Origin of the sequence: Streptomyces sp. NPDC057616 (assembly GCF_042800575.1) — a bacterium.
Lineage (GTDB): Bacteria > Actinomycetota > Actinomycetes > Streptomycetales > Streptomycetaceae > Streptomyces.
On sequence record NZ_JBHVGU010000009.1, the window covers coordinates 51241 to 73104 of the forward strand.

Below are 21864 nucleotides of genomic sequence, written 5' to 3' on the forward strand. Positions count from 1 at the left end.
CTGTGCGCGCGGGGCATGAAAAGGGGCATGAAGGGGAACGTTGCCCGTTCAGCCCCTTTCATTCAGTCCCGTACCCGACGTCACACCAATGCCAGGAACATCGGGTGTGACACCGCTCAGTACCGGCCGTGCCCCTTGCCCAGGCGTTCGAGGACAGCACGCGCCATCGCTTCCTCACCCTTGGCGTTCGGATGCGCGGGAGCGGCGGGCGAGGCCGGCTGGAGCGGTTCGATCCAGCGCACGTCCGGCGCCTTGCACATGTCGTGGCCGCGGGTGGGCCCGTAGGTGTCGACGTACTCGGCACGGTTGGCCCCGGCCACCAGCCGCAGCATCAGGTTCAGCCGCTTCCCGGTGTCGCGCAGGTAGGGGAAGTCCCCGGTCGCGAACGGCACCGACGGGTAGCAGCCGCTGCCGTCGTCGGGCAGCAGGTCCGGGTAGCCGACGACGAGCACCCGGGCGTGCGGCGCCCTCGCGTGCACGGCCCGCAGCACCGCGTCCACCTTCGGCGCGGCCTTCAGGATGTTGACCGAGAGCTGGTCGTAGCCGGACGAGGAGTAGTACTGGCGGCAGGGGTCCCCGGCCGGGTTCGTGGGCGCCAGCTTGGCGCAGGTGCCGATGATGGAGCCGAAGCCGATGTCGTTGCCGCCGATCTGCACCGTCACGAGGTCGGTGTGCCGGTTCAGGGCGTCCAGCTGCGGGCCGTTGGTGCCCTGCGGCTTCCACATCTCCTCGGTCGTGGCGCCGCTGCAGCTCACGTCCTTGAACGTACCGATGCCGCGTGCCGCCGCGACGAGCGAAGGGTAGTTGTGGTCCGAGCGGGCGCAGTTCGCGTCCACCTGCGTCGGAATGGCGGGGCCCGCGGTGTACGAGTCCCCGAGCGCCGCGTAGCTGGTGCCGCGGCCGTGGCCGCCGCCGTGCGCGGCGGCCGCCGACGTCGACATCGCCACCAGGGCGCAGCTGCCGAGCGCCACCCCCACCGCGATCCCCTGCCGCCGCCTCGCCGCTCTGTGCGAACGCGATCCGTCCGTCATGCGATCCTCCCCCAGATCCGCCCCCGAAGACGTGGACGTCGCGCGGAACCGGCACGCGGGGTGCGGGCGTCACACGCGACGGAGTCTGTATACCGCTCGGTATGTGTCCGCGGATAGAGGCGGGAGGCAGTCGGTACGGCACGGTCGGAGCCGGCCGTGCGACGGGATCGGAGTCGGCCGTACGACGGGTTCGGAGCCAGCCGTGCGACGTGCGCGCAGTCTGCCGTACGACGTGCGCGGAGGCGGCGCGTCACAGGCGCGCAACCTTGGACGCCACGCCCGTTGGGTCCCCGACCCAGGTGGGTCTATCGTCTGAATCATGGGTCAGGAAAGAGGAGAGCGGGCGTGATGCCGCAGGACGAGGCCGTCATCGGCTGCACCGGGCAGGTGCTCATCGGAACACGCGGATCCGCGGGCCCCGGCGAGGTCCTGGTGCGGGTCCGTGGTGGCTCCGAGACCTTCCTCGCCTGGTCCGAAGAACCACTGCCTACGGGGGCGACGGTACTCGTGATCGAGTCGCGTGGATGTCGAGAGGTCGGCGTCATCGAGTGGGCGGATCCATTGGACGCGCTCGGCGGTGACACCGCCGGCGCCGACTGAGGAGTAGACAAGAAATGTTCGGATACCGCGTTCCCGCTCCCGACGAGGCGATGCTGATCTCGGGGGGCCGGCGGGGACTGGGGGGCGCGCCGTTCCGGGTCGTGACCGGGCACGGCAAGTTCGTGGTGCCGTTCTTCCGCAAGACCCGCTTCCTGACCCTCTCGATGAACGAGGCCGAGGTCACCGAGACCTGCGTGACCCGGCAGGGCATCGCCCTGAGCGTGCGCGCCGTCATCGCCTTCAAGGTCGGCAACGACACCGAGAGCATCATCAACGCGGGCCAGCGGTTCCTGTCCGACCAGGAACAGATGTCGGTGCTGACCGGGCGCATCTTCGCGGGCCACCTGCGCGCCATCATCGGCTCGATGACGGTCGAGGAGATCGTCACCGAGCGGCAGAAGCTGGCCGCCGAGGTGCTGGACACCTCCAAGACGGAGATGGCCAAGATCGGCCTGATCGTCGACTCGCTGCAGATCCAGTCCATCGACGACGGCGACGCCGGGTACATCGACGCGATGTCCGCACCCCACCGGGCGGCCATCCAGCGCCAGGCGCAGATCGCGCAGGCGCAGGCCACCCAGACGGCGGCGGAGGCGCAGCAGGAGGCGGACCGCAAGCAGGCCGAGTACGCCCGGCAGACCGCCGTCGTCAAGGCGGAGTACTCGGCCCAGGTGGACCGCGCCCAGGCGCAGGCCGGCCAGGCCGGACCGCTCGCGCAGGCCCACGCCCAGCAGGAGGTGCTCGCCGCGCAGACGGAACTGGCGCAGCGGCAGGCGAAGTTGCGCCAGCAGCAGCTGGTCGCCGAGGTCGTGAAGCCGGCCGAGGCGGAGGCCGAGCGCGTCCGCATCCTCGCCGCCGCCGAGGCGCAGCGCATGAAGATCCAGGCCGAGGCGGCCGCCTCCTACGACCGCGTCGCGCTCGACCGGATGCTGATCGACCAGCTTCCGCAGATCGTCAAGGAGGCGGCGGGCGGCCTGGCCGGCGCCAACGTCAACGTCCTCAACGGCGCCGACGGCCTGGGCGAGATCGCCGCCGGCCTGGTCTCCCAGGGCCTGACGATCCTCGACTCGGTCCGCCAGAACCTCAGCGGCCAGGAGGCCACGGACAACCCCCGTCCCGGGGACGGCGGGAACGGCGGCAACGGCGGCGGTCTGCTGCAGCTGCGCTCGGGCAGGGAGAAGAAGTCCGACGACGGTCCGGTGGACGTGGACTAGCAACCGACCCTGTCCGGCGGGCAGCCGGAGCTGTCGAGGCCCTGGACGCCTTCGGGTGTCCGGGGCCTCGCCGTTGTGCGGGCGCGGCGCCGGAGCTGGAGGCGGAGCCGTGCCGGCGTGCACGACGAACAGGGCCCGTCCGCGCTGTACGCGGACGGGCCCTGTGTTCGAGCGCCGGGCAGGCCTTGCACCTGCATTTCCCCGCAGGAAGCGGGGCGTCTTTCCTTGGACCACCAACGCAGTACCGGCCATCCGCAGTTGCGGCGACCAGCTCGTGATCAATCATACCGTACACATGACCGCCACGAAGACACATGCCTGCCATGAAGCTGTCACACGGGATGCGGAATGCGCCTCCGGCCGGCGCCCGTTCTGACTGACAGGACAGCGAAGGAGAGCGCATGACCACCGAGGCGACCACGACCGACCTGCACGCCTTCACCGAGAACTGGCTGGAGTGGTACCGCGCCCAGGAGGCCCGGCTCGCCGGCCCGCACGGCTTCCTGGCCATCACCGGTCTGCACTGGCTCGACGAGACGCCGCAGCGCTTCCCCGACGCGCCCGGCAGCTGGCGCACCGGGCCGGACGGAGTGGTCGTCGCCCTCGACGACGGCGAGGAACTCGTCGTGGACGGAACGCCGGTGCGCGGCGAGCACCGCTTCGGCGTGCTGCCCGAGCGCGGGGGTGTCGACGCGGTGTGGGGGGACGCCGTCGTCGAGGTGGCCAGGCGGGGCGGCAACGACATCGTGCGCCCGCGGCACCCAGACGCACCGCTGCGCACGGCCTTCACCGGCACCCCCGCCTACGCCCCCGACCCGCGCTGGGCCGTCACCGGCCGCTACGTCCCCTTCGACGAACCCCGGCCGACCACGGTGGGCGCCGCGGTCGAGGGCCTGGAGCACGTCTACGACGCCCCGGGCCGGATCGAGTTCGAACTGGACGGGCAGCGGCTGTCGTTGACCGCGTTCCCCGGACACGGGCCGGGCCGCCTGATGGTGCTGTTCACCGACGCGACGTCCGGGGTCACCACCTACGCGGCCAACCGGTCCCTGTCCCTGGAGGCGCCCGCCGCGGACGGCACGCTCGTCCTGGACTTCAACCGTGCCGCGAACCTCCCGTGCGCCTACACGGACCTGGCCACCTGCCCGCTGCCCCCGGCCGAGAACCGTCTGCCGGTGGCGGTCGAGGCGGGGCTGAAGATTCCCCGGGAGCGGGGCGGCTCCTGAGGTCAGCCTTCCTGCTTCCCCAGCGCGTACAGGTGCGGGAGATTCACCACGATCGCCTCCTGGGTGCTGCGGGCGATGACGACGACCGCCTCCTCGGCGGGGTCGGGGTTCTCCTCACGGTGCGGGACGAACGGCGGGACGAAGATGTAGTCGCCGGGGCCGGTGCGCAGCCGCACCTCTTCCGTCCGGGCGCCCGTGTCGTCCAGGAAGACGAACTCGGGATGGCCGCTGACGACGTAGATGGCCGTCTCGGACTCGCCGTGGTGGTGGTCGGAGGAGGAGGTGGCGGGGGCGACGTGCGTCTGGCCCATCCAGAGCTTTTCCGAGCCGACCGTCTTCCCGCTGATCGCGGCGAACCGGCGCATGCCTCCGGTCTGGGCGGTGTCACCGTCGAGCGCACCGGCGCGGACGTGGTGAAGCCGCGTGCGCAGAGGAGCCGCCGGCTCTCCGGCCGCGTCCGCGAGATGGGGGTGGAAACCTTCACCGGGGGTGGTCAGCGGGTCGCTCATGGTTCGGACGCTAGAACCGCCACGAAATGGATGTCAAGGCGGGTCCGTCGCGGCTCACCTGCGGGAATGTCCCTCTGCTGGGCGTGACCACGTCCGCCGCGCCCGTCCGAGCCGCCGCTCACCCGCGTGCCCCGGACGGGTCTGGATAGTTGCCTTGTCAACTCGCGCGGCGACGGGCCAAGTTGGAGCCAGGCGGTCGTCACCGGACCAGTCGGCGGGTCCCGGCGGCGGCCGCCTGCGCCGCCGTGCGGTCAGGCCCGTACCGTCAGGCCGGGGGATCGGGCCGGTCGGTGCGCTGGGAGCGGACCCGCTGGGCGACGTCGCGCAGCTTGACGTTGTGGTTCTGGGAGATCTGGCGGAGCACGCCGAACGCGTCGTCCTCGCTCAGGCCGTGGCGCTCCATGAGGATGCCCATGGCCTCGCCGATGGCGTGCCGGGTCTCCATGCCGTGCTGGAGCTGGTCGATGGTGCGCGCGTCGGCCAAGGCGACGGCGGCGTGGGAGGCCAGCAGCCAGCCGGCGGTCTCTATCTCCTCGCCGAAGGCACCGCGGCGGCTCGAGTAGAGGTTCAGCGCGCCGAAGTCGTCGTTGTCGGTGTAAAGCAGCACCCCGGTCATGCTGCCGACGCCCAGCTCGCGGGCCGCCGCCGCGAAGCGCTCCCAGGTCGGGTGCGGGTGGGTCATGTCCTCGATGCGGTAGACGCGCGCGCCGTCCTTCTGCCGGGCCAGATCGAAGCAGGGCCCCTCCCCCAGCTCGCCCTGCAGGCGGTCGGAGTCGGTGACCATGCTCCCGCAGGCGGCGAGGGTGACGGCCCGCCCCTTGCGCACCGCCAGGATGCCGGCCGCGTCGCAGCCCTCCACGATGTCCACGGCCGCGGTGGCGATCTCGTCGAGCGTAGCCTGGACCGAGTCCTGCTCCAGCAGCTTCCGCGCGAGCACCGCCATCTGCTCGGCGTATTCACGCCACTCCACCGTCACCACCTGCCTCGAACACCCGTGTGCCGCCACCGTAGCCGAGACGGCCCCGACTCGGCGGACCCGGTGCGCGCGGGATCGGGCGGTCCTGGTGCGTACGGGTGCCGGGCGGGCCTGGTGCGTGCGGGGTCGGGCGGACCTGGTGCCCGCGGGATCGGGCGGTCCTGGTGCGTGCGGGTGCCGGGCGGTGGGGGCGGCCACGGGGGGGGACGGGCGGCGTCGCTATCCGGCCGACCCACGCCTGCCCGCCCGCACCGCGCCCGCCCGCACCGCACCCGGCCGTGCCGCCCCCTCCCGTACGGCGCCCGCCCGCACCGCGCCCGCGCTCGCCGCGACCACCATCGCCACGGCGGCGCACTCGGGCAGCGACATGCCCTGGTCGAGCACGAGGAGGCCCGCCGTCGCGGCGAAGGCCGGCGCGAGGCTCGTCAGCACGGCGAAGGTCGCCGCGGGCAGGCGCCGTAGTGCGAGGAGTTCGAGGGCGTAGGGGACGGCGGAGCTGAGCACGGCGATGGCGAGGCCGAGGCCGAGGACCGCCGGCTGCAGGAGCCGGCCGCCCGAGGCCGCGACGCCCAGGGGCAGGCTGACCAGGGCGGCGACGGTCATCGCGATGGCGAGGCCGTCCAGGCGGGGGAAGCGTGCGCCCGCGCGGGCGTTGAGCACGATGTACGCCGCCCACATCGCCCCGGCGCCGAGCGCGAAGGCCACGCCCGCGGGGTTGAGCCGGTCGAAGCCGCCCCGGCCCAGCAGGAAGACGCCGGCCAGGGCCAGGCCGGCCCACAGCAGGCCGGAGGCGCGGCGCGAGACGACGACGGACAGCAGGAGCGGGCCGAGCACCTCGAGGGTGACCGCCGCGCCCAGCGGGATCCGGTCGATGGACTGGTAGAAGAGGATGTTCATGCCGCCGAGGGCCAGCCCGAATCCGCAGGCCACCCGCCAGTCGGCCGCCGAGTGGCCGCGCAGCCGCGGCCGGGCGACGGCCAGCAGCAGGACCGCGGCGAACGCCACCCGCAGTCCTACGGTGCCGAGCGCCCCGGCCTGTGGGAACAGCAGCGCGGCGCAGGCCGAGCCGAACTGGACGGACACCGTCCCGCCCAGCACCAGGCCGACGCCGCCGAGCGTGCCGCGGCCCGCCGCGTGCCGGACGAGTGCGGGCGGGGTGGACGTGCCGGACGCGGGAGCCTGCGGGCCGGGCGCCGAGGCCGAGGGAGGACGGGCCGAGGAGGTCATGCCCTCACGCTAGGAAACCCGTTCCGCCGCGTGAAATGCCGATTCCGCTGCGGTTATGCTTGCGAGGCATGACCATCGAGCTGCGGCATCTGCGCTCCTTCCTCGTCATCGCCGAGGAGGGCAACATCACGCGCGCCGCCGCCCGTCTGCACGTGGGCCAGCCCGCGCTCTCTCGCACCCTGCGCCAGCTCGAGGACCACCTGGGCACGCGGCTCGTCGACCGCTCCACGCACCACCTGGAGCTGACGGCCGAGGGCCGCACCTTCCGCGACAAGGCCGCTGCCGCGCTGGCCGCCGTGGACACCGCCCTGGACCCGCGCGGCGTCCGCAGCTGGCCGCTGCGTCTGGGCCACCCCTGGGCGGCGCTCGGCGACCACACGATCCCGCTGCTGCGCCGCTGGGACGAGAGGTACCCGGACGTCCCGCTGCAGCTGCTGCGCATCGACGACCGCACCGCGGGCCTCACCCAGGGCAAGGTGGACGCCGCCCTGCTGCGCGGTCCGGTCACCGCGTCCGGGCTGCGCACGCACCTGCTGACGACGGAGGAGCGGGTCGTGGTCGTCCCGGCGGACAGCCCCCTGGCGGCGCTGCCCCGGATCACCCTGGCCGACCTCGCGCCGCATCCCATCGCCCTCAACACGGTCTCCGGTACGACGACGACGGACCTGTGGCCGCCGTCCGCCCGGCCCGCCGCGACCATCGAGGTGACCAACACCGACGAGTGGCTCCTCGCCATCGCCGCGGGCCGCGCCGTGGGCGTCTCCACGACCGCCACCCCGAGCCATCACACCCACCCCTCGCTCAGCTACCGGCCCCTCCTGGACGCACCCCCCGTCCCCGTCGTCCTGGCCTGGCGCGAAGGGCCCGGGCACCCCGCCCTGCCCGACCTGCTCGCCCTCGCCCACGAGGTCGTCACCGGCGCACCAACCTGAGCGGCCGCTCCAACGCCGCCACGCACACACAGCCGAAGGCCACCACCAGCGCCACGGTGCGTACGGCGTGGGCTATCTGCCAGCGGTCTCGGACGCGCGCCCAGTCCCCCGGCGGAGCCTGCGCGCTCCAGTCCATCTGCTCCATGTTGATGGGCCCGTTGACCACGAGGGAGACCGCGAGGGCCACCAGGAGCAGGCCGAGTGCCCAGGCCAGCCGCGGCAGTTCGGGGCTGCGCTCCGTACGGGCCCGCAGGACCAGGATCACGACGGCGACGAGCGTCGGCACCAGCAGGATGCCGATGAACCAGGTGAAGGGGGCGTACTCGGCCTGCCGGACGCGGACGTACTCCGGGCCGGTCAGATCGCGCAGCGCCAGCTCCAGGAAGAGCACGGTGAGCGCGACCCCGGCGAGCAGGCCGCTGCCCAGCAGACTCGTGTACCGAACGACCCTGACCAGAGCGGGATTCGCCATCTGCACACTCCCTCGCGGCACTACCCCAGGGTGAGGAGCTCCTCGTGGAAACCGCCGAACTCCCGCCCGCGGTCGACCAGATGAATCTCCAGGATCCAGTGGCACCGGCGCCCGGCCCGGTCCGTACGGCGCAGCGGGGTGCCGTTGGCCGGGGTGATGTACGACTCCGTGTCGGCGCCGTCGATCGTCTCGTGCGGGAACTCTCCCACCAGATGGCCGGCGTGCCAGCCGCCCAGCTCCCAGCCGCGGCCGGCCGCCAGCCGCTCCACCTCGGCGTGGAGCTCCTTCCCGGTGATGTCGGGGTGCTCCTCGAAGTGCCGCTTCCCGGCGGCGAAGACCTCCGGCAGGTCGTCGCGCAGCCGCCGCTTGTCCGGGTCGCCGCCCAGGACGAAGGTCCGCCCGAAGTCGGCCTCGTACTCCTCGAAGATCGGCCCGAAGTCGGCGAACACGATGTCGTCCGCGCCGATCACACGGTCCGGCGGGTTCTCCCGGTACGGCTTGAGCGTGTTGGGACCCGAGCGCACGATCCGCTTGTGCCAGTGCCGGGTGGTGCCGAACAGCTCGTTGGCCAGGTCCCGTACGCGGTCGCTGACCGCCCGCTCCCCCTGACCGGGCGCCACGAGCGCGCGCTCCTCGATCTCCGCGAACAGCCGCGCGGCCTTGGCCTGCGCATCCAGCAGTCGCGCCGCGCGCGTGAGCTCGTCGTCCGCCATGCGACCGACGGTAGATCGGCCGATCACGCTGCGGCAACCATGTTCCCGCCCGTGGACGGCCCCCGGTCGCGTGTCGATCGGCCGAGCTCCGCGTTGCGCCCCCCGGACCCTCGTACTTGACTTGGCCGAGGGAACGAGAGCCAAGGAGGCATCATGGCGCGCTACCCCAGGCGGTGGACGGCGTGTGCGTTGCTGGCCGTGGTCGCGGGCGCCGGGCTGACCGGCTGCTCCGACAACGGCGACGGCGCCACCTCGTCCGCGAGCAAGGCTGCGTCGGCCGCGTCCTCCCTCGCCTCGCGCGGCGCGGACGCGCTCGCCTCGGCGACCGCGTCGGCCGGCAAGAAGCTGGACGAGGTGAAGGACGGCATCGACGCCAAGGACGAGGTGCTACTGGGCCGGCCGACGACGGACAACGGGCGCGCGAGTGTGCAGGTGACCGCCAAGAACTCGGCCTCGTCCACCAAGTCCTTCGGCGTGCAGGTCAACTTCACGGACGGCGGCGGCAATCTGCTCGACACGGTCGTCGTCACGGTGTCCGACGTGCCGGCGGGCAAGTCCGCCCAGGCGACGGCCCGCAGCAACCGTTCGCTGTCCGGTCAGGTGAAGGCCGAGGTGGCGCGGGCGCTGCGCTACTGACGCTCAGCGCGCCGCCCTCGCGAACTCCCGCAGGAACAGGGCCTCCACGTGCGCCATGTGCCAGGTACTCGATCTCGCCCGGGTCCAGCGCTCCCTCCCCGGTGCGGTTCTGCGTCTCTTCGTAGAGCACATGCTGCCAAGTGCCGCTGCAGTGAGAGCTGCTGACCCGGGTGGAGTTGCCCTGCCGAGGAAGGCGAGCGGCTTGGACCGGCCCTCGCCGACCGCACCACGGCCGGGTCGTTCGGGTGACACCGCATGGCCGGTCCCGAGATGCCGACCGCCGCGCGCCCGTGCAGGCTGGGAGTCCTGGCCCTGAGTGAGGAGGCGGGCGTGGAGCAGCGTGCGGCCGTGGATCTCGACGACCTCACGGCGTTCCCGACCCGGCCGGGACCGTGCCTTCGTTCGCCGCCTGATCCTGGCGGCGGCCGCCACGCTGATCGCCCGCCGCCCCGGCCGTCCGCCCCGGCTGATCCTGCTCCTGCCCGGCTTCCTCACCCTCACCGTCGGCTCGTTGGGCATGGGCGGGCTGACCACGCTGGCCGGCGGCTACGTCATCGAGGGCTTCGCCGACCTGATGAAGCTGGTCACGATCGTCACCGCCATCGCGCTCGGCCTCGTGGCCGGCGCGGCGCTCACCCAGAACCTCGGCACCGGCGGCCCGGCCCTCGTACCGGCCACGACTCCGCCCGACGAACCCGTACACGAGGCGACACCATGACCCACGCCCCCGAAGCCTTCACCGCACAGGATTACGCGGCCCGTATGCACCGCGCCGCCCGTGCCGCCGCCGACGCCGACCTCACCGGGGTGCTCGTCACGCCCGGCCCCGACCTGGTGTGGCTGTGCGGCTACCAGCCCACAGCGATCACCGAGCGCCTCACGCTCCTGGTGCTCACCCAGTACGCCGAACCGCAGCTGCTGGTACCGGCCCTGGAGCGGCCCGACGCGGAGGCCGCCCCCGGCGCGGGCGCCGTGCACCTCTCCGACTGGCACGACGGGCAGGACCCCTACGCCGCCGCGAGCCGGCTGCTGACCGACGACGGCCGCTACGGGATCTCCGACTCCGCCTGGGCCCTGCACCTCCTCGGCCTGCTGGACACCCTCCCGCACTCGTCCTACCGCGCCCTGACGACCGCGCTGCCGATGCTGCGCGGCGTGAAGGACGAGCATGAGGTGGGCCGGCTCGCGACCGCGGGCGCGGCGGCCGACGCGGCGTACGAGGAGATCCTCGGCGTGCGGTTCGCGGGCCGCCGGGAGACCGACGTGGCCGCCGACCTCGCCCGTCTGCTGCGCGAACACGGCCACAGCCAGGTCGACTTCACCGTGGTCGGCTCCGGCCCGAACGGCGCGAACCCGCACCACGAGGCCGGGGAGCGGGTCATCGAGGACGGCGACATGGTCGTCCTGGACTTCGGCGGCCTCAAGGAGGGCTACGGCTCCGACACCACGCGCACCGTGCATGTCGGCGAGCCCTCCCCCGAGGAGCGCAAGGTGCACGACGTCGTGCGCGAGGCCCAGCAGGCCGCCTTCGAGGCCGTACGCCCGGGGGTACCGTGTCAGGAGGTCGACCGCATCGCACGCAGGGTGATCACCGACGCCGGATACGGCCAGTACTTCATCCACCGCACCGGCCACGGCATCGGCGTCACCACTCATGAACCGCCGTACATGGTCGAAGGCGAGGAACAGCCGCTCGTGCCCGGCATGTGCTTCTCGATCGAACCCGGCATCTATCTGTCCGGTCGCTTCGGCGTGCGCATCGAGGACATCGTCACGTGCACCGAGGACGGCGGCCGGCGCCTGAACAACACGCCTCACGAGATGGCCGTCGTCGCCTGAAGCCCCTCCATCCGCAGACGGCTCTCCCGGTGGCGGCCGTCATCGGCCGCCCGACAACCCCCGAAACGACATGGCCGCCGTCGCCCGGCGGCGGGCGCGGAGCCCAAGGAGTCCTCATGACCGAGACGATGCCCGACTTCGCCGACCGCACCGACTTCGAGGACGCCGACCGCGGCCTGGTGGCGCCGCCCGCCGCCGGCACCATCACCGCGGACGACGGCCGGGTGGTGTGGAGCTTCGACGACACCGCCTTCCTGGACGGCGACCGCCCCGACACCGTCCACGCCGGCCTGTGGCGCCAGTCCCAGCTCTGCGCCCGCGCGGGCCTGTACGAGGTCACCGACGGCATCTACCAGATCCGCGGCTACGACCTCTCGAACATGACGCTGATCGAGGGCGAGCGCGGTGTCGTCGTCGTCGACCCGCTGGTCTCGGCGGAGTGCGCACGCGCCGGCCTCGAGCTGTACCGCTCACAGCGCGGGGACCGCCCCGTCACGGCCGTGATCTTCACGCACTCCCACATCGACCATTTCGGCGGCGTGCACGGTGTGCTCGACCGCGAGGCCGACGTCCCGGTCCTGGCGCCCCAGGGCTTCATGGAGAACTCCGTCGCCGAGAACGTCTACGCCGGTACGGCCATGCTGCGCCGCGGCATGTACCACACCGGCGCCAACCTCGACCGCGGCCCGAACGGCCTGGTCGGCACCGGACTCGGCTTCACGGCCTCCACCGGCACGCCCGGGCTGATCCGCGAGACCCTGACCGTGCGGCACACCGGGCAGGAGGAGGCGCTGGACGGCGTCCTGTTCCGCTTCCAGATGACCCCGAACACCGAGGCGCCCTCGGAGATGAACTTCCTGCTCCCCGAGCGCCGGGCCCTGTGCATGGCCGAGAACGCCTCCCACAACCTGCACAACATCCTGACCCTGCGCGGCGCCGTCGTCCGCGACGCCCGCATCTGGTCCCGCTACCTCCACGAGGCGCTGGAGCTGTTCGCCCACGAGTCCGACGTCCTCTTCGCCTCCCACCACTGGCCGACCTGGGGCCGCGACCGCATCCGCACGTTCCTGTCCGAACAGCGCGATCTCTACGGCTACTTGCACGACCAGACACTGCGCCTGGCGAACCAGGGCCACACCGGCACCGAGATCGCCGAACTCCTGGAACTGCCACCGGCCCTGGCCCGCGCCTGGCACGCACGCGGCTACTACGGGTCCGTCAGCCACAACGTCAAGGCCGTCTACCAGCGCTACATGGGCTGGTACGACGGCAACCCGGCTTCCCTGTGGGAGCATCCGCCGGTCGAGACGGCGAAGCGCTACGTCGACTGCATCGGCGGAATCGACGCCGTACTGGAGAAGGGTCGCGGCTACCTGGAGGCGGGCGACCTCCGCTTCGCCGCGCAGCTCCTCAAGCACGCCGTCTTCGCCGCCCCCGACAACACCGACGCCAAGGAGTTGCTGGCGCAGACCTTCGAACGGCTCGCGCACGGCGCCGAGTGCGCCACCTGGCGCAACAACTACCTCACCGGGGCACAGGAGTTGCGCCATGGCGTCAAGCGCACCGCCCTCGGCGCGGGCAGCATGGCCGGCGCGCTCTCCGTCGAGCAGGTCTTCGACTCCCTCGCCATCCGCGTCAACGGCCCCCGCGCCTGGGACGAAAGCCTCACCCTGCACTGGCACTTCACCGACCTCGGCGAGATGTACCGCATGACCCTGCACAACGGCGTCCTCATCCACTCCCGCACCGGTTCGCCGGCCGACGGGGCGGACCTGGGCCTCAGCCTCACCAAGGCGGACCTGCTGGGCATGCTGGCGGGCAAGGGCCTGGAGACCATCCGGCACACGGGCGACCCGACGGCACTGAAGACACTGCTGTCGGTCCTCGACGAACCGGACCCGGACTTCGCGATCGTCACGCCGTGAGGCCGGGCCTCCGGTCGACAGGGGAGAAGCGATAGCCGGTGAAGTCGGCGACAGGGACGTAACCGATGCGCCGGTACAGGGCGTTGCTGGTGGGGTTGTCGGGGTTGGTGAACAGGACGACGTCGGTGGCGCCGGCGTCCAGCGCGGCGCGGCTCACCTCGACGGTGACGGCGCCCGCGTAACCGCGGCCGCGGAGGTGGGCCGGGGTGTAGACGGGGTCCACCCGGATCATCCCGCCGACCATCGACGTGGAACCGGCCATGGAGACGGGGGTGCCGTCCGGGGTCTCCCAGAAGGTGAAGTGCTTGTCGGCGAAGCGCGACACCGCCCAGGCGTCGGCGTCCATGGAGGGGGCCTCACCGACCTCGGCGGCGAACTCGCCGCAGAACTGGACGAGTTGCGCATGGTCCGGCACACCCACGGCTCTTCCCTGCCCCTGCGGGCGTGGCTCGGGTGGGGTCAGCGTGCCGAGCCGGTGCAGACGCCCCCACCAGTGGGCCTCCGCCGTCACGCCCGCCGCGTGGCGCTGCCATGCCTCGGCGAACGCGGCGGCGGTGTCGTGGTCCGCGGTGACGCCGGAGACGGGGTGGCCGAGTCCGGCCAGACGAGCGGCGAGGGTGTCGGTGTGCTCGGGCAGGAGGGGGGTGAGGGCCAGTCGCAAGGTCGGCGGGCGGTAACAAACGGCACGAACTTCACCGGCCGTCTCCAAGTGACCGTAGAAGGAGGAGGGTCCGGGGCCGAGTGCGTCCGGCCCTTGCGTGCGGAGCTTCTCGAGCGTGGTGAGCGGGGTGTTGTGCAGGGTGGGCCGCGAGCGCAGGAAGTCTCCGGTGCGGGCGAGGAACGCATCGATGTCGTCGGTGAAGTGCCAGGCGTCCGAGCGCATGGTGCATGATCCCCCGAGGTGCCCGGCGGTGCATAGGATCACCGGCATGGCACTGCGACCGGTCATGGTGAACATCAAGGCTGTCGACGCTGCGGCGGTCGGCCGGTTCTGGGCGCAGGCGCTCGGCTGGAGTGCCTACAGCGCCGGCGCGACCACCTATGTCGGACCCGGCGGCGGCCTGGTCTGGCCGGACCCGGTGTTCCTCGGCATCGATGTCGTCCCGGTCCCCGAACCCAAGCCGAAGACGAAGAACCGCGTACACCTCGACCTCGCCACCACATCCGCGACCCACCAGGCAGACCTGATCGCACACCTCAGGACGCTCGGCGCGACGCCGGCCGACGTGGGCCAGGGCGACGTGCCGTGGACGGTCCTCGCCGACCCGGACGCCAACGAGTTCTGCGTGCTGGAGCCCCGGGAGATCTACCGCGACACCGGGCCGATTGCGGCGGTGGTCGTCGACTGCGCGGATCCACGGGCCATGGCCCGCTTCTGGGGCGAGGCACTGGACTGGCCCGTGCACGAAGTGGCCGACGACCACGCATCACTGCGCTCGGCCAGGGCCACGGGCCCCTACCTCGAATTCCTCCGCACCCCGGACGGGAAGACGGCCCCGGACCGCATCCACCTGGACCTCCTGCCCTACCCCGAGGACGACAAAGAATCGGAGGTCACCCGCCTGCGAACCCTCGGCGCCAGGGACCTGGACATCGGCCAGGGAAACACTGCCTGGACCTGCCTGACGGACCCGGAGGACCACGAGTTCTGCGTACTGGCGCTGCCGTAAACCGCCCCGAACCAATTGCTGCACCTCGCCGGTCCGGCACGGTCGGCGAGGACGCGTCTCGCGGAACGTACGTTTCGCACGCCACTCTGTCGCCGTCCCTGTCTCGGGCTGACCTTCGTGGGCTTCTACTGCGGTCGCATCAGGTGCAGGTCCTCGCCCCATGCGTCCAGTACCGCGCCGTGTCCGGACCGTCGGGTCGCTGTCTCGACCTGGGCGAAGAGGCGACGTTGTGCGGGTACGTCCCCCGTGGCCGCGATGTGGTCCGCGGTGGCAAGGGGCAGTCCGGTGTCCCAGTTGGGCAGCGGGAATCGGGCGAGCTCCCATTCCAGGTACTTGTTGCGTGCCCGTCGCGGTCGTTCTTGATCGAGCGGTAGAGGGAGTTGGCGTAGGCGTCGAGCCATTCGCCCGCCTCCCGGAACGCTTCATCGGCGGTGAGCCGTGCCTTGTCGGCCACGATCCCGGCGATGAGTCCGTCGAGCCGGTCGAGCACGATCCGGGCGCGAGCGAGGGCATATCGCTCGAAACCGGGCATTCCGGCGGCACGGAACTCGTCAAGGGTGAGGACGACGAGGTCCAGTTGTGGAGTGCGGTGTCCTGTGAACCGGGTGAGGTCCGTCTCCGCACCGTCCGCGAGGACGACGTACAGGTCGTGGTCGGAGTGCTCGGTGGTCATGCCCTCGTGGGCCCGGGACCTCGCTCGATCTCCGGTGCCGTGTGACCGACGCCACCCGAGATCCCCTGTCGCGCAGACCCTAGGCCGCCCTGCGGCGTCCGCCGTGCCTGCCCGGGGTGGGCTCCTGGGCGTCCTCGTCGAGGAAGGCCTCGTCGTCCCCGAAATCGGGGGCCTGGAAGGGGTTCGTCGCCGGAGGGGGCGATGCCGCGGTGGCGCCGCGGGGTTGCCCTTCCAGGGCAGAGAACAGCGACGTAGGTTCGATGAGAGGTCTCCCTTTGGTTACAGATCCCGGACGGGACCTGGCGTGCCATGACCGGGCACAGCGGTTCTACAGCTTGGTCATCTTGGCGTACGGGCTCAGAATCCGCATGCGCGTCGAGCCGAAATCCACGAGCACCGCCACTCCGTCCTCGATGCCGATCACTCGCCCGAGGCCGTAGACGTCGTGCGTGACCTGGTCACCCACGGCGAAATGCTTGGGTACCGGGGCCACCGGAGCCTTGAACGGGCTGGTGGGCAGATGGCGCTTAGGTCCTGCAGGCTTTGTCATCGACCACAGTATGGGCCCATGACGTGGGAGAGTGGTAGCTGATCCTGCACTCCCTTCAGCGGGAGCCGAGCCTGCGGCCGGCGGGCAGACAGGCGGTGTAGGGCGGTTCGGCGTCAAAGAAGTCCGAACCGGCCGTACCCTTCATGGTGTCTACAGCGTCACATAGCGGGCGCCAAACACTGGAGGCTTTACCTCGTGCTGATCGCTCAGCGTCCGTCCTTGACCGAAGAGGTCGTGGACGAGTTCCGCTCCCGGTTCGTGATCGAGCCGCTGGAGCCGGGCTTCGGCTACACCCTCGGCAACTCGCTCCGCCGCACGCTCCTCTCCTCGATTCCGGGTGCGGCGGTCACGTCCATCCGTATCGACGGTGTCCTGCACGAGTTCACCACCGTGCCGGGCGTCAAGGAGGACGTCACCGACCTGATCCTGAACATCAAGCAGCTGGTCGTCTCCTCGGAGCACGACGAGCCGGTCGTGATGTACCTGCGCAAGCAGGGTCCGGGTCTGGTCACCGCCGCCGACATCGCGCCCCCGGCCGGTGTCGAGGTGCACAACCCCGATCTGGTCCTGGCCACGCTCAACGGCAAGGGCAAGCTGGAGATGGAACTGACGGTCGAGCGCGGCCGCGGTTACGTCTCCGCCGTGCAGAACAAGCAGGTGGGCCAGGAGATCGGCCGGATCCCGGTCGACTCCATCTACAGCCCCGTGCTGAAGGTCACGTACAAGGTCGAGGCGACCCGTGTCGAGCAGCGCACCGACTTCGACAAGCTGATCGTCGACGTCGAGACCAAGCAGGCCATGCGCCCGCGCGACTCGATGGCGTCGGCCGGTAAGACCCTGGTCGAGCTGTTCGGTCTCGCCCGCGAGCTGAACATCGACGCCGAGGGCATCGACATGGGCCCGTCCCCCACGGACGCCGCCCTGGCCGCCGACATGGCCCTGCCGATCGAGGAGCTCGAGCTCACCGTTCGGTCGTACAACTGCCTCAAGCGCGAGGGCGTCCACTCGGTGGGCGAGCTCCTGGCGCGTTCCGAGGCCGACCTGCTCGACATCCGCAACTTCGGTGCGAAGTCGATCGACGAGGTCAAGGCGAAGCTGGCCGGCCTGGGCCTGGCGCTCAAGGACAGCCCGCCCGGATTCGACCCGACCGCCGCCGTGGACGCCTTCGACGCGGACGACAACGCGAGCACGGGCTTCATGGAGACCGAGCAGTACTGAGCACCGCCTGACAGGCCGGCTCTCATCGGCGCCCAGCAGCGGCGCCGGACGCGAAAGGCCCCCTCGGGAATCTTCCCGAGGGGGCCTTTCGATGTACGCCCCACCAAATCTGCTCGCCGAAGCCTGTCCCGCTGGCCTAGAAAATCGAACACATGATTGAATTTGGTCATGCGAACGTTTCCCGACGACCTCGCGCGGGCTCAGCAGGAGTGGAGTGCCACGTACCGCCGGCTCGCCCGGCGGCCTGGCTGCACCGAGCTGCGCCGGCGTCTGTACCAGCTGTCGACCCAGACGTTCTTCCACCCCTGTTGGCAGCAGCGGCGACCCTCCCCCGCGGCCTGGTGGGAACTCCGTGACCTGGGACGACGGTCGGACGGGCCCGTGCGCGAGCGGCTCCGTCGATGACAGGCCGGCATGCGCAGCCGTACGCCCCGGATGATCCTGAGGACATGTCCGGACCGATACGCGTGATCGTCCACCCGCCGTCTCCCACCGGCGGCCGGCGCGTCCGCGTGGACGGCGAGATCCTGGGTCTCGCGCACAACGTGGCCGACGTGGCGGAGTTCCTCCGCCGGGCCGGTCTGGAGATCGACCCGGCGGACGTGGCGGGCGTGCCGTGGATCGACTGGCGTGGCGTGGGGCCCGAGCGATGGGGGCCGGACGCCATCGGCTGACCTGCTTGGTCTGCGGGTCTATCCGCTCGGTCTGCGGGTCTGTCCGCTCGGTCTGCGGGTCTGTCCGTCGTCCGCACACGGCAGGCTCACGGTGACGAGGGCGCCGCCCGGCGGGTCGTTGGTCAGGTCTACGCGACCGCCGTGGGCCCTCGCGATCGTGCTGACGATCGGGAGGCCGAGGCCCGCGGCACCCGCGACGGGCGCTGGTGGCCGTTCGCGTACGGCCGGTGGGAAGCCGCGGCCTTGGTCGTGGACGCTGATCTGGACCATGCCGTCCGCACGGCGGGCGCCGAGCGTGATCCGGCCCGGGCCGTGGGGGCCGGCGTGGCGCAGGGCGTTGTCGAGGAGGTTGTGGAGGACCTGGCGCAGGCGCATCGGATCGAGGTCCGCGGCGAGGGCGGGGACGTCGGCCGCTTCCACGGTGATCGTGGCGCCCGCGGCGGTCGCCCGGGCGCGGAAGGCCTCGGCCGCGGTCGCGAGGAGTTGCGGCAGGCACACGGGCTCGCGGCGCAGCGGGAGGCGGCCCTGTCGGGTGCGGGCCAGCACGAGGAGGTCCTCGGCCAGCCCGACGAGCCGGTCGGTCTCGGCGGCGGCGGAGCGGACGGCGGCTTCGAGTTCGGTTCGGTCGCGCGGGCGGGCCGTAGCCAGTTCGAGGTGGGCCCGCAGCAGTGCCAGCGGGGTGCGCAGCTCGTGGCCGGCGGTGTCCACGAAGCGGTGCTCGCGTTCCAGCGCTTCCTGGAGGCGCGCGAGCATGGCGTTGAGGGTGTCGGTGAGCCGGGACAGCTCGTCCTGGGTCGGCGGGACGGTCAGCCGCCGCCCGGGCTCGGCCTCGGAGATCACGGCGGCCTCCCGGCGGATGCGTTCGACGGGCCGCAGGGCGGCGCCCGCGAGGAGCCAGCCGGCGTAGGACGACGCCATCAGGGCGAGTGGACCTCCTACGAGCAGCAGGACCAGCAGCCGGTGCAACGCCTCCGCGCGGTCACCGAGCGGTGCGCCCACGACGAGGACGGCCTGCCGGGGGACGGTGCCCGGCAACCGGACGGGCACGGCGAGCAGCCGGGCCGGGTCGTCGACACCCGTCACCCGGCGGCTGAGGAAGACCGGCCGGACGACGGTGCGTGTGATGTCCGGCGGCAGCATGGGCGCGGCGGCGACGGCAGCGGTGGTCTCGACGACGTCCCCGCGTGGCAGAAGGATCTGGCCGAACGACTCGTCGGGGTCGATGAGTCCGCGGCCCGCGTCCAGCGGCGCTCGTTCACGCTGGGCCGACGAGCTGACGGCGGCCGCGGCCCGCGAGCGCAGGTCGAGGTCGACGGCGCGGGTCAGCTCCGTCCCCATGCGGGCGTAGAGGAAAGCGCCCAGTGCGCTCAGCACCACGGCCATCGCCAGGAGGAAGGCGAGGGTCAGCCGCAGCCGGACGGGCAGCCTAGCGAGCGCGGTCACCATGGTCGTCCCGCAGCCGGTAGCCGGCGCCGCGGGCGGTGCACAGCGAGCGGCGGCCGAAGGGGCGGTCGATCTTCTGCCTGAGGTAGCCCACGTAGACCTCCACGACGTTCGAGTCCGCGTCGAAGGTGAAGTCCCAGACGTGTTCGATGAGTTCGGCCTTGGAGAGCACTTCGCCCGGCCGCCGCATCAGGCATTCCAGCAGCGCGAACTCCTTGGCCGTCAAGGTGATCGGGGTGGTGCCCCGGGCGACCGAGCGGGCCGCCGGGTCGAGGCTGAGATCGCCGACGGTGAGCACGGCGGGCCGTTCGCGGGCGCCCCGGCGCATCAGCGCACGCAGCCGGGACAGCAACTCGGCGAACGCGAACGGCTTGACGAGGTAGTCGTCCGCGCCCAGGTCGAGACCGCGCACCCGGTCCTCGACGGCGTCCCGCGCGGTCAGCAGCAGCACCGGCGCCCATCGGCCGGCGGCCCGGATCTCGCGCAGCAGGCCGAATCCGTCGATCCCCGGCAGCATCACATCCAGGACGATCGCGTCGTAGTCGGTCTCCCCGACGTACCAGAGGCCGTCCTCTCCGGTGGCGGCCACGTCGACGGCGAAGCCGTTCTCCTCCAGGCAACGCCGCAGCAGCTGCGCCATCGCCCCTTCGTCCTCGACCACGAGAATCCGCATGGCGCCTCCTCGCGCAGGCTCCGCTGCGCCCAGCGTAGTGCGCGGCCGATAAGGAGACGCTGAGTCGGTCGGGGCGGGGGCACGGGCGGTGCGGCCGGGCGTTTCAGGGTCCCCTTAGGCGGGCGCGAGGAGGCTGAAAGCCCATCGCCCGACCAGGGAGTTCGCATGATCCGCACCGGTGTGGGCCGCACCGCCACGAGCATCATGATCCGTACGGGCCCGGCGCGCAGGGCCCTGGTTCTCACCGTCGCCGCCGGCTGCCTGGCCGCGGTCACGACGGCCGCCTGCTCGTCGCCGTCAGGCCCGAGCCGTCACCCCGCGCCGTCCGCGACGACCAGTCCGCCGCCCCGCGGCTTCTCGGCGACCGTCGACAACCCGTGGTTCCCCCTGCCGCCGGGCAGGACGCTGGTCTACAGCGGCGTCAAGGACGGCGCGAAGTCCACGGAGTACCTCACGGCCACCCGCGAGATCCAGAAGATCACCGGTGTCCCCTGCCGCGTCGTCGCGGACCGCCTCTACGTCGGCGGCACGCTCCGTGAGTCGACCCGCGACTACTACAGCCAGGACGCCGCCGGCACCGTCTGGTACTTTGGCGAGGACACCGCCGAGCTGGACGAGCACGGCAACATGCTGTCCACCGAGGGCACTTGGCACGCCGGGCGGGACGGCGCACGCCCCGGCGTCTTCCTGCCCGCCCGTCCCGTGCCCGGCGCCACCGGGCAGCAGGAGTTCTACCCCGGTCAGGCCGAGGACCGCTTCCAGGTCCTGGACCTGAGCTCCCGAGTCTCCGTCCCCTACAAGTCCTTCGAGGGGGCGTTGCGCACGAAGGAATGGACGCCGCTGGAGCCGGGTGTCGTGGACAACAAGTACTACGTCAGGGGCATCGGCACCGTGCGCGAAGTCACCGTCAAGGGCGGCCCGTTCGAGGAGAACGTGCTCACCGCGATACGTAACGGGGGCGGGTGAGAGCCCGGTGCCCCGCCGACGCCGCTGGACGCACCTCCACTCCCCCGGCCGGCTCGGCCGACCGACACCCGCCGCGCGTCAACTGCGCACCGCGGCCAGGCACTCGTCGTACAGATCCATGATGTCGCCCTCGCCGTCGCGGTCGACCCACGCCATCGAGGCGGCATCCAGGCACGCGAACGCCGTCGCGATCACCGCGCGGGCCCTGGGATCCCCGCCGCCGGCAGGAGCGTCCATGCGCGCCTCGATCAGCGGCAGCAGGTCCTCCTGGAACCGCAGCCGCTTCTCCAGCCAACCGGCACGCAGCGAGGCGGTGTTGTGCAGGAGGCGGAACCGCTCCAGGGCCTGTTCGCGGCTGTCGTGCAGGGCCAGTACGGCGGCGACTCCCGCGCGCAGGACCTCCCAGACGCCGGCGTCGGCGGGCTGCTCGCCGACGGTGGCCGCCAGGACCTGCCCGAACCGCTCCTGGCCGCCGCCGAGCAGGTCCTCCTTGGCGCCGAAGTAGCGGAAGAGGGTGCGCTGGGAGACGCCGGCCTCGCGGGCGATCTGGGCGATGGTCGTCTCGTCGTAGCCCTGCTCGGTGAACAGGCGCAGGGCCGTCTCGAGGATCTCCTGGGAGGCCAGCTGCCGGGTCCGGTCCCACAGCGTGGCCGGTGCGCCCGTCGCCGCCTTGGCTTCCTGCCGCTTCATCCCCCCA

The 21864-nt window shown here is 71.8% G+C and carries 24 protein-coding genes and 1 pseudogene; 13 read left to right on the top strand and 12 right to left on the bottom strand.

What is annotated here, in order from left to right; genetic code table 11:
* Positions 1-116 precede the first annotated feature (116 nt).
* Positions 117-1031, bottom strand: coding sequence for an SGNH/GDSL hydrolase family protein (locus ACFU97_RS13090; protein ID WP_384254848.1), 915 nt, complete (start codon positions 1029-1031; stop codon positions 117-119).
* Between the two features lie 348 nt (positions 1032-1379).
* On the opposite strand from ACFU97_RS13090, the gene ACFU97_RS13095 reads away from it, so the two are divergent.
* The 3 genes from ACFU97_RS13095 to ACFU97_RS13105 all read left to right on the top strand — a co-directional run bounded on the left by ACFU97_RS13095 (position 1380) and on the right by ACFU97_RS13105 (position 4071).
* Positions 1380-1631: a hypothetical protein gene (locus tag ACFU97_RS13095; protein ID WP_384254850.1), complete on the top strand. Its 252-nt coding sequence runs from the start codon at positions 1380-1382 to the stop codon at positions 1629-1631.
* 14 nt (positions 1632-1645) lie between these two features.
* Complete coding sequence (locus ACFU97_RS13100) at positions 1646-2845, top strand: flotillin family protein (RefSeq protein WP_384254853.1); 1200 nt, start codon at positions 1646-1648, stop codon at positions 2843-2845.
* Positions 2846-3246: 401 nt separating this feature from the next.
* Positions 3247-4071: a DUF1684 domain-containing protein gene (locus tag ACFU97_RS13105; RefSeq protein WP_384254855.1), complete on the top strand. Its 825-nt coding sequence runs from the start codon at positions 3247-3249 to the stop codon at positions 4069-4071.
* Between the two features lie 2 nt (positions 4072-4073).
* On the opposite strand, the gene ACFU97_RS13110 is transcribed toward ACFU97_RS13105, so the two are convergent.
* The 3 genes from ACFU97_RS13110 to ACFU97_RS13120 form a co-directional block, all read right to left on the bottom strand.
* A complete protein-coding gene (locus ACFU97_RS13110) occupies positions 4074-4580 on the bottom strand; it encodes a cupin domain-containing protein (RefSeq protein ID WP_384254858.1) in 507 nt (168 codons plus the stop codon).
* Positions 4581-4845: 265 nt separating this feature from the next.
* On the bottom strand, positions 4846-5523 hold the full coding sequence (locus ACFU97_RS13115; protein ID WP_384255339.1) for a GAF and ANTAR domain-containing protein: 678 nt from the start codon (positions 5521-5523) through the stop codon (positions 4846-4848).
* Between the two features lie 252 nt (positions 5524-5775).
* Positions 5776-6783: a DMT family transporter gene (locus tag ACFU97_RS13120; RefSeq protein ID WP_384254860.1), complete on the bottom strand. Its 1008-nt coding sequence runs from the start codon at positions 6781-6783 to the stop codon at positions 5776-5778.
* A gap of 68 nt (positions 6784-6851) precedes the next feature.
* Here ACFU97_RS13120 and ACFU97_RS13125 point away from each other — a divergent pair, with 68 nt between their 5' ends.
* Entirely contained in the window at positions 6852-7715 is an 864-nt protein-coding gene (locus ACFU97_RS13125) for a LysR family transcriptional regulator (RefSeq protein ID WP_384254862.1), read from the top strand.
* On the opposite strand, the gene ACFU97_RS13130 is transcribed toward ACFU97_RS13125, so the two are convergent.
* Positions 7696-8187 carry an anthrone oxygenase family protein gene (locus ACFU97_RS13130; protein ID WP_384254865.1) on the bottom strand — a complete coding sequence of 164 codons (492 nt, stop codon included), beginning with the start codon at positions 8185-8187 and terminating at the stop codon, positions 7696-7698. The genes ACFU97_RS13125 and ACFU97_RS13130 overlap by 20 nt on opposite strands.
* 20 nt (positions 8188-8207) lie before the next feature.
* Positions 8208-8900 carry a M24 family metallopeptidase gene (locus ACFU97_RS13135; protein ID WP_384254867.1) on the bottom strand — a complete coding sequence of 231 codons (693 nt, stop codon included), beginning with the start codon at positions 8898-8900 and terminating at the stop codon, positions 8208-8210.
* Positions 8901-9053: 153 nt separating this feature from the next.
* On the opposite strand from ACFU97_RS13135, the gene ACFU97_RS13140 reads away from it, so the two are divergent.
* From ACFU97_RS13140 to ACFU97_RS13155, 4 genes are all read left to right on the top strand, one after another.
* Positions 9054-9536: a hypothetical protein gene (locus ACFU97_RS13140; protein WP_384254869.1), complete on the top strand. Its 483-nt coding sequence runs from the start codon at positions 9054-9056 to the stop codon at positions 9534-9536.
* A gap of 340 nt (positions 9537-9876) precedes the next feature.
* Positions 9877-10254, top strand: coding sequence for a hypothetical protein (locus ACFU97_RS13145; RefSeq protein ID WP_384254871.1), 378 nt, complete (start codon positions 9877-9879; stop codon positions 10252-10254).
* Entirely contained in the window at positions 10251-11375 is a 1125-nt protein-coding gene (locus ACFU97_RS13150; RefSeq protein ID WP_384254874.1) for a M24 family metallopeptidase, read from the top strand. The genes ACFU97_RS13145 and ACFU97_RS13150 overlap by 4 nt, the downstream gene beginning before the upstream one ends.
* 116 nt (positions 11376-11491) lie before the next feature.
* Positions 11492-13300 carry an alkyl/aryl-sulfatase gene (locus ACFU97_RS13155; protein ID WP_384254877.1) on the top strand — a complete coding sequence of 603 codons (1809 nt, stop codon included), beginning with the start codon at positions 11492-11494 and terminating at the stop codon, positions 13298-13300.
* Here ACFU97_RS13155 and ACFU97_RS13160 read toward each other — a convergent pair.
* Positions 13290-14183: a GNAT family N-acetyltransferase gene (locus ACFU97_RS13160; RefSeq protein ID WP_384254880.1), complete on the bottom strand. Its 894-nt coding sequence runs from the start codon at positions 14181-14183 to the stop codon at positions 13290-13292. The two genes, ACFU97_RS13155 and ACFU97_RS13160, sit on opposite strands and share 11 nt — an antisense overlap.
* 46 nt (positions 14184-14229) lie before the next feature.
* On the opposite strand from ACFU97_RS13160, the gene ACFU97_RS13165 reads away from it, so the two are divergent.
* Positions 14230-14970, top strand: a complete 741-nt coding sequence (locus tag ACFU97_RS13165; RefSeq protein ID WP_384254883.1) for a VOC family protein — start codon at positions 14230-14232, stop codon at positions 14968-14970.
* A gap of 125 nt (positions 14971-15095) precedes the next feature.
* Here ACFU97_RS13165 and ACFU97_RS13170 read toward each other — a convergent pair.
* Together ACFU97_RS13170 and ACFU97_RS13175 are read right to left on the bottom strand one after the other, a co-directional pair.
* Positions 15096-15661, bottom strand: a pseudogene (locus ACFU97_RS13170) (hypothetical protein); the annotation flags it as partial.
* A gap of 310 nt (positions 15662-15971) precedes the next feature.
* Complete coding sequence (locus ACFU97_RS13175) at positions 15972-16193, bottom strand: hypothetical protein (protein ID WP_384254886.1); 222 nt, start codon at positions 16191-16193, stop codon at positions 15972-15974.
* A gap of 195 nt (positions 16194-16388) precedes the next feature.
* On the opposite strand from ACFU97_RS13175, the gene ACFU97_RS13180 reads away from it, so the two are divergent.
* From ACFU97_RS13180 to ACFU97_RS13190, 3 genes are all read left to right on the top strand, one after another.
* Positions 16389-17411: a DNA-directed RNA polymerase subunit alpha gene (locus ACFU97_RS13180; RefSeq protein WP_384254889.1), complete on the top strand. Its 1023-nt coding sequence runs from the start codon at positions 16389-16391 to the stop codon at positions 17409-17411.
* Between the two features lie 168 nt (positions 17412-17579).
* Positions 17580-17816, top strand: a complete 237-nt coding sequence (locus ACFU97_RS13185) for a hypothetical protein (RefSeq protein ID WP_384254892.1) — start codon at positions 17580-17582, stop codon at positions 17814-17816.
* Between the two features lie 44 nt (positions 17817-17860).
* Positions 17861-18085 (top strand): hypothetical protein, encoded by a 225-nt coding sequence (locus tag ACFU97_RS13190; RefSeq protein ID WP_384254894.1) that lies wholly within the window; start codon positions 17861-17863, stop codon positions 18083-18085.
* 18 nt (positions 18086-18103) lie between these two features.
* Here the strand turns inward: ACFU97_RS13190 and ACFU97_RS13195 are convergent, their stop codons facing one another.
* Both ACFU97_RS13195 and ACFU97_RS13200 read right to left on the bottom strand, forming a co-directional pair.
* Positions 18104-19528 (bottom strand): ATP-binding protein, encoded by a 1425-nt coding sequence (locus ACFU97_RS13195; protein WP_384254897.1) that lies wholly within the window; start codon positions 19526-19528, stop codon positions 18104-18106.
* A complete protein-coding gene (locus ACFU97_RS13200; RefSeq protein ID WP_384254900.1) occupies positions 19512-20201 on the bottom strand; it encodes a response regulator transcription factor in 690 nt (229 codons plus the stop codon). The genes ACFU97_RS13195 and ACFU97_RS13200 overlap by 17 nt, the downstream gene beginning before the upstream one ends.
* 165 nt (positions 20202-20366) lie before the next feature.
* Between ACFU97_RS13200 and ACFU97_RS13205 the strand changes: the two genes are divergently transcribed.
* A complete protein-coding gene (locus tag ACFU97_RS13205) occupies positions 20367-21167 on the top strand; it encodes a hypothetical protein (protein WP_384254903.1) in 801 nt (266 codons plus the stop codon).
* A gap of 78 nt (positions 21168-21245) precedes the next feature.
* On the opposite strand, the gene ACFU97_RS13210 is transcribed toward ACFU97_RS13205, so the two are convergent.
* The gene (locus ACFU97_RS13210; protein ID WP_384254906.1) at positions 21246-21857 is read right to left on the bottom strand and encodes a TetR/AcrR family transcriptional regulator; all 612 of its coding nucleotides are present in this window, start codon (positions 21855-21857) and stop codon (positions 21246-21248) included.
* Positions 21858-21864: the final 7 nt, after the last annotated feature.